At 36.2% G+C, this 13,236-nt stretch carries 14 protein-coding genes and 1 pseudogene; 7 read left to right on the top strand and 8 right to left on the bottom strand.

The window, feature by feature from the left end; genetic code table 11:
• Positions 1-5: 5 nt before the first annotated feature.
• From ACFSFY_RS09070 to ACFSFY_RS09060, 3 genes are read left to right on the top strand one after another with little or no spacing between them, the layout of a single operon-like run.
• Complete coding sequence (locus ACFSFY_RS09070; protein WP_381537343.1) at positions 6-419, top strand: hypothetical protein; 414 nt, start codon at positions 6-8, stop codon at positions 417-419.
• Positions 419-1,348: an ABC transporter ATP-binding protein gene (locus tag ACFSFY_RS09065; RefSeq protein ID WP_381537341.1), complete on the top strand. Its 930-nt coding sequence runs from the start codon at positions 419-421 to the stop codon at positions 1,346-1,348. The genes ACFSFY_RS09070 and ACFSFY_RS09065 overlap by 1 nt, the downstream gene beginning before the upstream one ends.
• Complete coding sequence (locus ACFSFY_RS09060; RefSeq protein ID WP_381537339.1) at positions 1,332-2,186, top strand: ABC transporter permease; 855 nt, start codon at positions 1,332-1,334, stop codon at positions 2,184-2,186. The genes ACFSFY_RS09065 and ACFSFY_RS09060 overlap by 17 nt, the downstream gene beginning before the upstream one ends.
• 87 nt (positions 2,187-2,273) lie before the next feature.
• Here ACFSFY_RS09060 and ACFSFY_RS09055 read toward each other — a convergent pair whose 3' ends face one another.
• Positions 2,274-2,885 carry an MOSC domain-containing protein gene (locus tag ACFSFY_RS09055; protein WP_381537337.1) on the bottom strand — a complete coding sequence of 204 codons (612 nt, stop codon included), beginning with the start codon at positions 2,883-2,885 and terminating at the stop codon, positions 2,274-2,276.
• Between the two features lie 308 nt (positions 2,886-3,193).
• Here ACFSFY_RS09055 and ACFSFY_RS09050 point away from each other — a divergent pair, with 308 nt between their 5' ends.
• Positions 3,194-3,685: a DUF948 domain-containing protein gene (locus ACFSFY_RS09050; RefSeq protein WP_381537336.1), complete on the top strand. Its 492-nt coding sequence runs from the start codon at positions 3,194-3,196 to the stop codon at positions 3,683-3,685.
• A 36-nt stretch (positions 3,686-3,721) separates the two neighbouring features.
• On the top strand, positions 3,722-4,159 hold the full coding sequence (locus ACFSFY_RS09045; protein ID WP_381537335.1) for a DUF948 domain-containing protein: 438 nt from the start codon (positions 3,722-3,724) through the stop codon (positions 4,157-4,159).
• 45 nt (positions 4,160-4,204) lie between these two features.
• On the opposite strand, the gene ACFSFY_RS09040 is transcribed toward ACFSFY_RS09045, so the two are convergent.
• Both ACFSFY_RS09040 and ACFSFY_RS09035 read right to left on the bottom strand, forming a co-directional pair.
• Positions 4,205-4,717, bottom strand: a complete 513-nt coding sequence (locus tag ACFSFY_RS09040; RefSeq protein WP_381537333.1) for a DUF948 domain-containing protein — start codon at positions 4,715-4,717, stop codon at positions 4,205-4,207.
• 31 nt (positions 4,718-4,748) lie between these two features.
• Positions 4,749-5,171, bottom strand: coding sequence for a DUF948 domain-containing protein (locus ACFSFY_RS09035; RefSeq protein ID WP_381537331.1), 423 nt, complete (start codon positions 5,169-5,171; stop codon positions 4,749-4,751).
• Positions 5,172-5,395: 224 nt separating this feature from the next.
• On the opposite strand from ACFSFY_RS09035, the gene ACFSFY_RS09030 reads away from it, so the two are divergent.
• Positions 5,396-6,415: a DUF1646 family protein gene (locus ACFSFY_RS09030; RefSeq protein WP_381537329.1), complete on the top strand. Its 1,020-nt coding sequence runs from the start codon at positions 5,396-5,398 to the stop codon at positions 6,413-6,415.
• Positions 6,416-6,475: 60 nt separating this feature from the next.
• Here the strand turns inward: ACFSFY_RS09030 and ACFSFY_RS09025 are convergent, their stop codons facing one another.
• Both ACFSFY_RS09025 and ACFSFY_RS09020 read right to left on the bottom strand, forming a co-directional pair.
• Positions 6,476-6,691 carry a hypothetical protein gene (locus ACFSFY_RS09025; protein WP_381537327.1) on the bottom strand — a complete coding sequence of 72 codons (216 nt, stop codon included), beginning with the start codon at positions 6,689-6,691 and terminating at the stop codon, positions 6,476-6,478.
• 31 nt (positions 6,692-6,722) lie between these two features.
• A pseudogene (locus ACFSFY_RS09020) lies at positions 6,723-8,365 on the bottom strand (FAD-binding dehydrogenase).
• Positions 8,366-8,633: 268 nt separating this feature from the next.
• Between ACFSFY_RS09020 and ACFSFY_RS09015 the strand changes: the two are divergent.
• Positions 8,634-9,530: a diacylglycerol/lipid kinase family protein gene (locus ACFSFY_RS09015; RefSeq protein ID WP_381537325.1), complete on the top strand. Its 897-nt coding sequence runs from the start codon at positions 8,634-8,636 to the stop codon at positions 9,528-9,530.
• Positions 9,531-9,666: 136 nt separating this feature from the next.
• On the opposite strand, the gene nadA is transcribed toward ACFSFY_RS09015, so the two are convergent.
• From nadA to nadB, 3 genes are read right to left on the bottom strand one after another with little or no spacing between them, the layout of a single operon-like run.
• Positions 9,667-10,776 carry a quinolinate synthase NadA gene (gene nadA, locus ACFSFY_RS09010; protein ID WP_381537323.1) on the bottom strand — a complete coding sequence of 370 codons (1,110 nt, stop codon included), beginning with the start codon at positions 10,774-10,776 and terminating at the stop codon, positions 9,667-9,669.
• A gap of 21 nt (positions 10,777-10,797) precedes the next feature.
• Positions 10,798-11,634, bottom strand: coding sequence for a carboxylating nicotinate-nucleotide diphosphorylase (nadC, locus tag ACFSFY_RS09005; RefSeq protein ID WP_381537322.1), 837 nt, complete (start codon positions 11,632-11,634; stop codon positions 10,798-10,800).
• Entirely contained in the window at positions 11,603-13,180 is a 1,578-nt protein-coding gene (gene nadB, locus ACFSFY_RS09000; RefSeq protein WP_381537320.1) for an L-aspartate oxidase, read from the bottom strand. The genes nadC and nadB overlap by 32 nt, the downstream gene beginning before the upstream one ends.
• Between the last annotated feature and the right edge of the window lie 56 nt (positions 13,181-13,236).

The following is a 13,236-nucleotide window of genomic DNA, read 5'->3' as shown; positions in this document are numbered from 1 at the left end:
ATACAATGAAAAAAATATTAGTATATATAACAGCTTGTAGCGTTTCTTTTACTTTTAGCTGTCTGTTTTATCTAATGTTCAGTTTACTAAATATTTTTCCATCGTTTGAAGAAAAAACGATGATAAGTATGTTATTTATATCCGTTAGTATTATGGTTTTAATATTTATCACTCATATTGTAACAATTCAAAGTACTTTTTTTTCAAGAATTTCAGAAATTGTAATTGTTATCGGAATTCTCTTGATTGCGGGAAAGTACTTTGGAATGTACCCCTTCACAGCATTGTATATTAGTTCGGTTGTGACAATTGGATTGTTTACTTATGTCGTTGTAATTGTAATTACTTTTATAGGCAATCATGCAAGTGCTCAGAAAATAAATTCTATAATACAAAGTAAAAATAAGGAGGAATATTGATGAATAAAATCATAGAGGTTCAAAACGTTTCGAAATCTTTCGGAAAAGTAATGGCCATTAATGATATTAGTTTTTATGTTGAAAAAGGGTCTCTATTTTCATTTCTAGGAACAAATGGTGCTGGTAAATCTACTATGATTTCTATCATTCTAACTCTTTTAAAACAAGATAAAGGTGAAATTTCTGTGAATGGCTATACTGTTGGAAAGAATGATCATGCAATTCGAAAAGAAATTGGTGTCGTGTTCCAAGAAAGTGTTTTGGATTCTTTACTCACTGTAAAAGAGAATTTACATATTCGTGGATCCTTTTACGGTTTATCAAAGAAAGAGCGTACTATTGCAATAGAAAAAGTTGCCGAAATTGTAGATTGTACTTCTTTTTTAAATCAACGATACGGTAAATTATCTGGAGGTCAAAAGCGGCGGGCCGACATCGCACGTGCATTGATTCATCAGCCTACGATTTTAATTTTAGATGAACCAACAACTGGACTCGATGCACAAAATAGAAAGTACATTTGGGAAATGATTCAACAGCTGCAGCAAGAATCAAATATGACCATTTTTTTGACGACACATTACATCGAAGAAGCCGCGAACTCTGATTTTGTTGTTGTTATGAAGGAAGGGTCAATCATTACTAAGGGTACACCTGAACAATTGAAAAACACCTATTCCTCACATCAATTATCCCTAACAACGAATGCGGATAATGATTTAAGAGAGGCATTTATTTCAGAAGGTATCTCTTTTCGTGAAGAAAAACAAGTCTTCCACATACACCTCCAGGAAACAATTGATGCTATACCTATTTTAGCTAAGTACGAACAATCAATTACATCCTTTGAAGTACGAATGTCCAGTCTTGATGATGTATTTATTTCTATTACCGGAAAGGATATGGTTTCTAGTGTTCGCAATCGCTAAACGAAATATCTTTCTTTATTTCCGAGACAAAACAGCTGTGTTCTTTTCACTTCTTGCTGTGCTCATTCTTATTGCTTTGTATGTATTTTTCTTAGGGGAAATGACGTCGACAGGTCTTCCCGACTTCCCAGCTAAAAAACCATTACTAACTGCTTGGTTTATAGCGGGAATACTTGCAGTCACATCTATGACCTCGACTTTAGGAGCGCTTGGTGTTCTGGTAGATGATCGTTTTTTAAAAATTGATATGGATTTTAACTCCTCCCCAATTTCAAAACCACAACTTGTTGGAGGGTATATTACGAGTTCCATGTTTGTCGGAATCCTAATGTGTTCCTTCACATTTATCGTTGCTGCGATCTATCTATCACTATCAGGTGGAACCATCTTATCGTTCGGAAATACAGTGCAAGTGTTTGGAGTCATCATACTTTCAGTCGTGGCAAATGGATCGATGGTACTGTTCTTGGTTTCTTCATTAAAGACATCAAATGCTTTTGCAGGAGCAAGTATGGTTATTGGAACGTTCATCGGTTTTTTAGCTGGTATTTACATTCCAATTGGAAGTTTACCCGAATACTTACAAACCATTGTGAAAGTGTTCCCGGTTTCCCATTCTGTTTCCTTATTCCGGCAAATCTTAATGGAATCCTCTTTGCTAGAAGCTTTTTCAAATGCCCCGGCGGAATTAAAAAAAGACTTCTTAATTAATATGGGCGTTTCTTATGAAATCAAAGACAAACTAACAACCAAGTTATTTAGTGTCCTTTACCTAATTGGAACAGCAGTTTTGTTTTTTTCATGCACTCTGGTTGTTTTGATGAAAAAGAAAAGTTAATAGAATACACAGAAGCCTTTTTAGTATACCGTCACTAACGGTTTATAAAAAAGGCTTTTCCATTATATTATTATTAAATTATAATCTTCATACGGGTTTAGTTAAATTTTCCAACCTTTTCAACAAAGGTTTCTGCCACTCTTCAGCTAATTCAGCAACTTCTAATATCTTCTGAATTCCTTCAATATCTTTAGGTCTATGGAAAAATACTTGATTTGCAAAATCTATGGATATTTGTTTAGGATGCGGTTCAATTAAAATAATTTCGGAGTCATTGCGAACCATACCTTCTTTTATAACCCGGCATAAATAACCGGTATAGCCTGTTTCAACCATTCTCTTTAAAAGTGCTTCATTACTTGTCCTTTTATTAATAATATGACAAGGCACCCTTCCTTGCGTAATTTGTATTACGGCTTCACCAATTTGAAATACATCCCCAATATAAACATCTTGTTCCAACATATTCTCAACCAATAAATTTTCACCAAAAGCTGCAGAGGGCAATGAGCTACCAAATTCTTTTTCCCAGAAAGAATAATGTTCATAGGAATACACACATACCGCACGATCAGGACCTCCATGAAATCTTAAATCGGCAACATCATCCCCGATAAATCCTTGTTTTTCCAAATAAGCTTCTTCTACAGTTTCTTTACAGATTGCGGTCACGACTTCTTTGTTTTCACCATATTTCATCTTTTTTGGTAATCCAATTGAAAAACTTTTAATCTTCCCGCGTACATTTCTGTTCATTCTAGACCCTCACATTCCTCTATTTTAACCTAATTTTTAAGTAAACTAAATTCATAGACTATTGTAACACAAGAGTTCAATACTATTGTAACAAAACAAGAAAATATATGGTAAAGTAAATCCAGTCCCATAGCAAATTGATTTATTATGAAATAATATATTTAAAATGAAGATACAGTTTAAATATACCTATAAAGTGGTACATATAGGTTAGACATGCTAAAATTCAAAAGAAATGGAGGTTCTTCATCATGGAAATACTTTTATATGTAAGTGCAATTATAGCGGCATTATCTTTACTACTAATCGCCATTTTCATTGTCATTACATTGAAAAATGCAAAAAAAACAATGAACGAAGTATCGGAAACTCTAAAAAGGGTTGAAACAAAAATTGGCGGTATAACAGATGAAACTGAGAAGCTTATGAATAAAACAAATCAAATTGCTGAAAATGCTGAAACCAAATTAGAAGCATTTAACGGCTTAAGCCAATCGGCAAAAAATTTAAGTAGTTCTTCTCACTATTTAAATGAATCTATTCAAAGTGTCTCCAATCAAATCAAAACACCTCCCGAACAACATGTAAAAATCATGAAACAAGCAAGCATTATTACTGAAGTACTTGCTCGGGCTTATTACCGATTTCAGCAAACCGATACTAAAAAGAGCAAAAAAATGAATAGAGAAAAACAGCTAAAAAGATTGCCAGAGCCGCAAAAACAAATTGAACATCGCAACTAATTTTTTTATCAAATGAATTGAAATGAGGTGAAATAGATGGACTGGTTAGGTATCGGGGTATTAATCATTGGAATTGCATTTCTGATTCTCGTTTTCGTTTTAATAAAACCACTGATGAAGCTCACTACAGTACTAGAGAGTTTACAAAAAACAACAGATCAATTACCAACTATGTTAACCAACGTTACAGGACAAGCAACTGAAGTCTTCCAAAAAGGCAATGAAACATTAGTGAATGTAAACAATCAAGTAAAAGATATAAATCCACTCTTTCAAATAGTTAACGATGCCGGTGAAGCTTCTAGAGATTTCTCTGAAATGGCTCTCGAGAAAACATTTTCACTTAAAAAGAAAACATCAGAAGCTAAGGAATTCACTCAAAGGAAAAGGTTCCAAGGTTTATATGGACTACTCGCTTTCGTTTATTATTTATCACAGAGAAAAGAAGTCATCAAAGAACAACTTGTTAAATAAAAAAGGCTTGCAGCGAAGTTTACTTACTTCGGCTGCAAGCTTTTTTTATAGATTACTTTTTGCTTCTTCCCGCGCATCTGCTTTTATTTGTTTAAGTTCATTTGCACGAACTTTACCTTCTTCGTAAAAGGATGTTGTTTTGAATTCTTTTCTTTTACCAAGAATGTAGTACCCCAGTGTCGTGATCCCGTATATTCCACCAATTCTTTTGTTTTGGACTTCAACATCCGTATCACTCCATTTTTTTGTAGAAGAAGCAGTTGCGTCAACGAGTGCAGATGATAATTTACGTGTTGACTCTCCCACATCACCCACGATATGAAAAATGGGTGTTAACGTTCCAAGTTTTTCATTTACATCAGCAAGAGTATCATTACTATTATGAATTAAGTTTCCTGTTTCAGTAAAAATAGAATCCAACTGATTCGGTAATTGTTCAACTGTTTTTCCAACGCCGCTTAAAACCCCAGCGATATTATTTAGAACACGTGCAAGAAAAATAGCAAGAACTAAAAAAGCAATTCCAATTAACAACACGCCAATTCCAGATAAGTCCATAAATCATCCCTCTTTTCAAAGTATTTTCCCCTTAACGAATGGGTTTAGAGCCCCGATGCCATGACCTAAACAATACTGAAGCAAACTCTCCGAATTGAATTACTCGAACTACCGGGTTAAATCTTGATTGTCTAGGATCTTGGGCAGAACTCTTTGTGCTGATTCGGATTTGCTCACTCACCATTAATGATGAATCCCCTATATTGCTCACCATTGTAAATAGACCCTCCGTGGCAAGCAGTTTTCTCTCGACATCCATAACTGTTTGTTCTGTTTCAATAATCATGCTCTCTACATTAGTAATTGAATCATCCAATTGGCTCTCAACCTTTTCCAGTGTTAGACCTAAAGTTGAAAGTACAGAAGAGACACGGACTAATATTTTAGCAATATAAATCGAAACAATTGCAAAAGCGATGGCCATTAGAAAAATTGCTATGTACATTAAATTCATACAGCTACACCTCCATATCTAACTTATACCACTAATCAACCATTTCTAAAACATTTATTCATTAATTTATTTTGAGAAACTCTTAAAAGTAGTAATCTGATATTGAATGAATAAGATAACCAGATTGTATTTACTTTTACATTTCCAAATAAATATATTCAACAATACTCTCATATTCAATTCTCCCCTAGTGATATAATGAGTAAAAGAAAAGGAGCCGACCAATGATATTAGGCTTAACAGTTATCTTATTATGTGTATTATTCATGCCATTTACTTTGAAAATTGTAGAGAAAAATTTAGAATTGTTTTTATTTATTATGGGAATTGCAGCCGTCCTTGTCAGTCAAGTACTAAACAAAACACTACTTTTAAATGCTTTAGAAGATCCGGTGAACATCACTCTAGCTGTTCTCATTGCTGGGCTTTTGTTTAGATGGTTACAAAAACCAATCGAAAATGGAATTCTTAGCATAAGTAAAGCAATGCCGTTTAGATTATTTATAGGACTTTTCGTAATACTACTGGGACTGATTTCTAGCGTTATTACAGCAATTATCGCAGCAATAGTACTTGTGGCATTCGTAACAGTTTTACAACTGGATCGAAAATCCACAATCCGCCTTGTAATTTTGGCTTGTTATTCAATTGGTCTTGGTGCAGTACTTACTCCAATTGGCGAACCCCTCTCAACAATTGCTACAAGTAAATTGAATGAGGAGTTTCTTTATTTATTCAACTTACTGGCAGTTGATATCATCCCTGGAGTTTTAATTTTCGGGCTTTTATCGAGTTTAATGGTTACTCCTCCTAAAAGAATGTCCATGGAGAAAAAATTGAAACATCAAAAGGAATCTTACGTAGAAATCATTGTTCGAAGCTTTAAAATTTATGTATTCGTAATGGCTTTAACCTTTCTTGGGTCTGGATTCGAACCTTTCATAAATAGGTACCTCCTTGATTTAAATCCATATATCCTTTATTGGATCAATATGATTTCAGCAATCCTCGATAATGCAACATTAGCTGCCGCAGAAATCAGTCCTTCTATGGATTCTGTCACGATAAAAGCCATATTACTTGGTTTATTAATCAGCGGAGGGATGCTCATACCAGGCAATATTCCAAACATTATCGCCGCCGGAAAACTAAACATTACAAGCTTAGAATGGGCTCGAGTCGGAGTACCTATTGGACTAATCGCACTGATTTCTTACTTTATAGTCATCGTGTTTATCCATTAACATAAAGAACGCACAGAATCTAAAATCAATAGATTCTGTGCGTTCTTTGTCTCCTTAAGATCAGCCTTTAAATGTATCGATTTTATATAACTGATAAGCACGTCTTAAACTAAAAACACCAATCAACATACTACTCCCAATGATCATCCAAAAGTTAACAGTCAGTTTTTCATTACCTAATACTCCAGCTCCTGGTATAAAATAGTCTAACAACATCCAAAGCGAACCGCCTATTAAAAACAAGGAGAGGAAAAACAACACCGTATATCTCATCAAATCGATTCCCCATTTCTCTAGCTATTCTTATCTAAAGGCTTGCCAGTGCACGACCTACTTGTCTTCCGGAAAAAAGACATCCACCAAGAAACGTTCCTTCCAGTGAACGATATCCATGAACACCTCCACCACCAAAACCCGCCACTTCTCCTGCTGCATAAAGTCCAGGAACCGGATTTCCAGACGAGCCTAAAACACGCCCCGATAAATCAGTTTGCAACCCACCAAGCGTTTTTCTACTGACGATATTCAAACGAACTGCAATTAATGGTCCATTTTTGGGATTCAGTAGTTCATGCGGTTTCGCAACACGTATTAATTTATCGCCAATATAGTTCCTTGCACCTCTGAGAGCAGTGATTTGTAAGTCCTTCGTGAATTTATTTGCTATTTCACGGTCCCTTGCAAGTACTTGTTTCTCAATCGTTTTGAAATCCAACAGCTTTTCGTCCGTAATCTTATTCATTTCATTAACCAATTCTTCCAATGTATTTGCAATGATAAAGTCTTCACCTTTATCTAAAAAAGCTTGAATTGGTTTTGTAGGACCTGGTAAAATTCGTTGTAAAACTTGTTTAATGCTTTTATTTGTTAAGTCAGGATTTTGTTCTGAACCGGAAAGCGCAAATTCTTTTTCTATAATACTTTGCGTTAAAATAAACCAAGAATAATCGTACCCAGTCGCCTGAATTGCTTCCAATGTACCTAACGTATCAAAACCTGGAAAGTTCGGTGCAGGAAAACGCTTCCCTTCCGCATCTAGCCAAAGTGATGAGGGGCCAGGTAAAATGCGAATTCCATGCATTGGCCATATTGGACTCCAGTTTTTTATGCCTTCTGTGTAATGCCACATTCGGTCCCTGTTGACTATTCGTCCACCCGCTTCTTCTGTGATTGCAAGCATTCGTCCATCTACATGTGCCGGAACACCCGATATCATATTTGCCGGAGCTTTACCAAGACGTGCCGGCCAGTTCTGCCTGACTAAGTCCAAATTCGCTCCTATTCCTCCACTCGTAACAAGCACGGACTCTGAATAGTATTCAAATTTACCTGCAACTTCGCGAGAACTTGCTTGGCCTCGAGTTGCCGAACTAGAATCTCTCCCTTAACGCCAACAACTGTACCATTAGTCGTTTTCAATTCGTCCACCTTGTGACGTGGGCGATATTCAACAAACCCATCCGTTATAGCTTTTCTAACGCGCGCTTCAAACGGTTTTACAATGGCAGGACCCGTTCCCCACACAATATGAAATCGAGGAACTGAATTTCCATGTCCATCAGCCAAATATCCACCGCGCTCCGCCCATCCAACAACGGGGAAAAAGCGTATTCCTTGTTTACGCAACCAATCGCGTTTCTCTTCTGCAGCAAATTTAACGTAGGCTTCTGCCCATTTCACACCCCAATAATCCTCATCTTCATCCCGATCAAACCCTGCAGTTCCTAGCCAATCCTGCCATGCAAGCTCATAAGTATCTTTAATACCTAGTCTTCTTTGTTCGGGAGAATTCACTAGAAATAAGCCGCCAAATGACCACCATGCCTGTCCGCCAATCGACGCTTCTGGTTCTTGGTCCAATAACATCACTTTTTTTCCAGCATCTGCGAGCTCTGCAGTTGCAACAAGTCCTGCAAGTCCCGCCCCAATAACAATCACATCAAACTTCATTTTTGAGCACCCCTTTATCCATTCTTGAATAAATTGCCTTAAGGTACAAACTTGCTATTCTTCAAGATAGCATATTATTGAAGAATATATTGAAGTTTTATCAATTGATTTATAATGTAATTTGCACATCCAACAATGAAAGTTAGTTTGCTATCGTACCTTAAAAGTTGGATACTATAAGTGTATATACAGAGTATATCAAATGATTAAAACAGTCTAATAACCATGTGTTTATTCTGCTTCACAGAAAAAGGGATGAGGTGGGTTTTTGTTTTTATTTATTATTAACCCAATATCGGGTAATGGAAAAGCTGTACCTTTATGGAATGATATTGAGAAAGAGATTCCGTCCACTATAAAATATCAAGCTATTTTAAGTAATTCAGAGATAGAAGCACGCGACTTTATTGTAAAACAACTAAAAACGACCGAAATAAAAACAATTGTAATAATTGGCGGTGATGGTACCGTGAATTCTGTCATTCAAGAAAGTGCTGGCACTCATGTACCTATAGCGATTTTTCCAACAGGATCTGGAAATGACACTGCACGAATGTTTAGCTTGACGAGAAACCCAGAACTTTTTGTAAAAAAACTCATTGAAAATAGAACAACTTGCGTAGACTTGTTAAAAGTGAATGGCAGATACGGAATCACAGTTGTCGGCGTCGGCATTGACGCAACAATCGGAGAGCGTGCAAATAATGCAAGTTATAAGCCTATTTTAAATAAATTAAAACTCGGCTCATCCGTGTATACGATTGCCGCTATTTTCGCACTTATGTCCTTTCAAACTTTTACTTCGAAAGTAATTATTGATGAACAAGAATTCCCATTACGAAATTCGTGGTTGACTGCTATAGGCAATACTACTTCATATGGGGGAGGATTAGTAGTGTGTCCTACAGCATCACCTACAGACGGTTTACTGAACATTACAATGGTAAGTGATGTAAACCGTTTGACGGTCCTTTGTCGGTCCTTTCCTGCTCTTTTAAAGGGTAGAACAATACATGGTAAAGGCGTTACCTATAAAACAGGTAAAGAAATTCAGATACAAACGGACAGACCCATCCAAGTTGTTTTAGATGGTGAAATTATTCTAACGACTCCTTTACATATTTGCGTTCAGGAAATGGCATTGAAATTAGTGTTAACCACTTAACATCTTTAGCATCTACTTTTTCACAAGCACAATGGGATGAACATAAATTTCATTGCGCTTATTTCGGATAACCAAAAAACATCGGATAATAGAGCACCGATGCTTTTGATTTAGTTCACATAAATGAGCAGAACCTTTATGCTCTTTCTAACATACGATTTAAAGCCAATATTGCATCCTTCGTAGTTTCTTCATCTACAATAATTTGATTAATGGTTTCACCATTCACAATACCTTCTAGACTCCAAAGCAAATGAGGAAGATCGATTCGATTCATCGTCAAACACGGGCACATGCTTGGATTTAATGAGATAATATGCTTGTCCGGATGTGTTTTAATGAGTCTGTTGACTAAGTTCATTTCTGTCCCTACAGCCCATTGACTACCAGGTTTTGCTTCGTTTATTTTATCAATAATGTTCTTTGTTGATCCGCTATCATCTGCTAATGCTACAACTTCACGTGAACATTCTGGATGTACGATGATTCGCATTTCAGGATATTGATTTCTAACGTCGATTGTATTTTGTATCGTAAACTTTTCGTGAACAGAACAATGACCTTTCCACAAAACTACTTTTATATCTTCAACAGATCCTTCAAATTCCAACTTGTCGTTAATCGGATCCCAAACCGCCATTTCATTTAGAGGAACACCTACATCAAATGCTGTATTCCTCCCAAGATGTTGGTCAGGTAAAAACAGAATTCGTTCTTTTTGTGTAAAGGCCCATTGAACCATTGCGTGTGCGTTGGATGATGTAACTGTTGCTCCACCATTTTTCCCAACAAATGCTTTTATGGCAGCAGTTGAGTTTACATATGTTAAAGGGACAATCGTCTCTCCAAATAATTTCTCAAGTGCTTCCCACGCACGGTCTGTTTGGAATATATCTGCCATATCCGCCATCGAACAACCTGCACGCATATCCGGTAAATACACTTTTTGTTTGTCAGTTGTTAAAATATCAGCTGTTTCTGCCATAAAGTGAACACCACAAAAAACAATATGTTCTGCTTTTTCATTATCCGCACAAATTTGAGCAAGTTGCAACGAATCTCCAGCAGAATCCGCAAATTGAATAACATCATCTCTTTGATAATGATGCCCAGGTATGAAAAGTTTCTCTCCTAACTGTTCTTTTATTTGAGTAATTCGCACTTCCATTTCATTTTGTGTAAGATCATGATATTTTTCGGGTAACGTACCGCTTTTTTGTTCTTCAAAATACTGTAAGATTGACATGCAATAATCCTCCTATAAATTTTAATTAATTGAAACGACTGCGCTTATATCAAAGGCTTGAACGGAGTGAGTTAGGTAACCTAAGGAAATAAAATCTATCCCTGCATTAGCGTAGTCGTAAATAGTTTCTTTTGTAATATTGCCCGAAGCTTCTGTAATAATTGAATTCGGTACTATTACTTTCCATTCCTTAATTTGCTTAGGTGTACAATTATCAAACATTATAATATCTACTTTCGCTTCTACTGCTTCTTTAAGTTGTTCATATGACTCAATTTCTACTTCTATTTTTACAGTATGTCCTATATTTTTCTTTATGGTTTCTACCGCTTTACTAATTGACCCTGCAAATGCCAGATGATTGTCTTTCAACATTACTGCATCATATAAACCACTTCGATGATTACTACCTCCACCCATTCGTACAGCATACTTATCAAGCATGCGAAGTCCCGGCATCGTTTTTCGAGTATCACAGATTTTTGTAGTTGTTCCTTTTACACGTTGAACAACATCGTTTGTTTCAGATGCAATTCCACTCATCCGTTGAATTATATTGAGAAGAACGCGTTCGCTTTTAAGTAAACTTTGAACAGATCCTTGGAATGTTGCGATTTCCTCACCTTTTCTTATGTATTCTCCATCTCGGAGATGACAAATTACTTTCGTGAACGGGTCAACAATACTCGTACCTAATTGAATTACTTTATTGCCACAAAATACACCATCCATTTTAGCGACGAACACCATTTCCCCAAGTACCTCCTCCGGAAAGAGAGTCATACTTGATAAATCTCCATCTCCGATATCTTCTATAAAAAATTGTTCAAGCATGGATTTCAACTTTATGTCGTTCATTTGTTCTCCTCCTCATTTCAATACCTTTATTCGATTGGACGATATGCATTTCTTTCCAACTTTGACTTTCAGATGAGAAATCTTCGCGTATATGCCCACCTCTACTTTCCTCTCTTAAAAGCGCACCTTTCACAATAAGTTTTGCACATTGCACCATAAACAAAACTTGGATTTGCTCTTTACTATATTTATCTAGTGCATTTTCCTCTTCGCTGAATTGATTAAGCCAGCTTTCAATTTGCAAAAGATCTAATTTCGTTCGTATAATTCCCGCATGTAGCATCATTTGTTGCTGAACTTCTTTTACATTAGGAATGAAGAGATCATGACGCATCTGGAATTCCTTTTCAATTATGGATAGGGATTCTTTCGGCGGATTTAGCTTATTTAAATACATCGCTAACTTCTCTCCGAAATATAGACCTTCCAACAATGAGTTACTCGCGAGCCGATTCGCACCATGAATACCTGTTGATGCTGTTTCTCCGATAGCAAATAGACCATTTACAGATGTCTCGCCCACTTCGTTTACGGAAATTCCACCCATAAGAAAATGACAGCCTGGTGCTACAGGAATTAAACCAGTCTTTATTGCAACACCATTCTCTAAACAAATCTTTGAAACGGTAGGAAATTTCTTTTCAAATTCAGAAATCATAGATATATCTAGAAATACATCAACACCAGCTGCTCGTTGATCAAAGATTTCTTTTGCTACTATATGTCTCGGTGCCAAGTCGCCAAGTGTATGTTTTCCATCCATTAAATAAGCCCCTGTGGAAGTTATAAGCCTTGCACCAGAACCTCTAACCGCTTCGGAAATCAATCCTTTAGTTTCCCCATCTACAAACAGAAGTGTTGGATGAAATTGAATGAATTCCATATCAACAATTTCTGCACCCGCACGATAAGCAAGTGCTATACCGTCTCCAGCAATTGATTGCTCATTGGATGTATATGAAAACATTCCTCCCACTCCACCAACTGCCAAGATGATGTTTTGACCAGAATAATAATGAACTTCACCGTTTTCATCCATCGATTTAATTCCAATACATCTATTTCTATTCGAATTCAAAATCAGCTCAAAAACGAATTCATTTTCAATAATGTCAATTTGCGGATGAATTTCAGAAAAAAGGTGATTCATAATATGCTTTCCTGTCGCATCTCCACCACAATGCAAAATCCTATTTTGACTATGTGCACCTTCCATGCCTAATGAAAGATTTCCACAATCATCCTCATCAAAAGTAAGACCGTTGCCTTTTAAATTCTCAATAATTCTTGGTCCATTTTCAGCGAGTTCCATCACAGCATTTTCATTTTGGAAATAGCAACCTGCTTTAAGTGTGTCTTTATAATGAAAAGAGGGATGATCCAAATTTCCAATCGCCGCAGCAATTCCACCTTGAGCTCGGTATGAATTGCTCTCATTTAATTTAGACTTCGTAATAATTAGTACTTTGGATGATTTATTTAAATTCGATGCAAGCTGCAAAGCCGCAATTCCGCTACCGATAATGATGTGATTGTATTTTTTCACCGATATCCTCCCAAACAAACTAGTGTCTTGACACCTATCTTTACATATTACTTATT

The sequence above is a fragment of the Sporosarcina siberiensis genome (assembly GCF_042681925.1).
In the GTDB taxonomy this organism is placed as follows: domain Bacteria; phylum Bacillota; class Bacilli; order Bacillales_A; family Planococcaceae; genus Sporosarcina; species Sporosarcina siberiensis.
The sequence above is the reverse complement of the archived record's forward strand: the minus strand, read 5'-3'. Positions and strand labels throughout refer to the sequence as shown.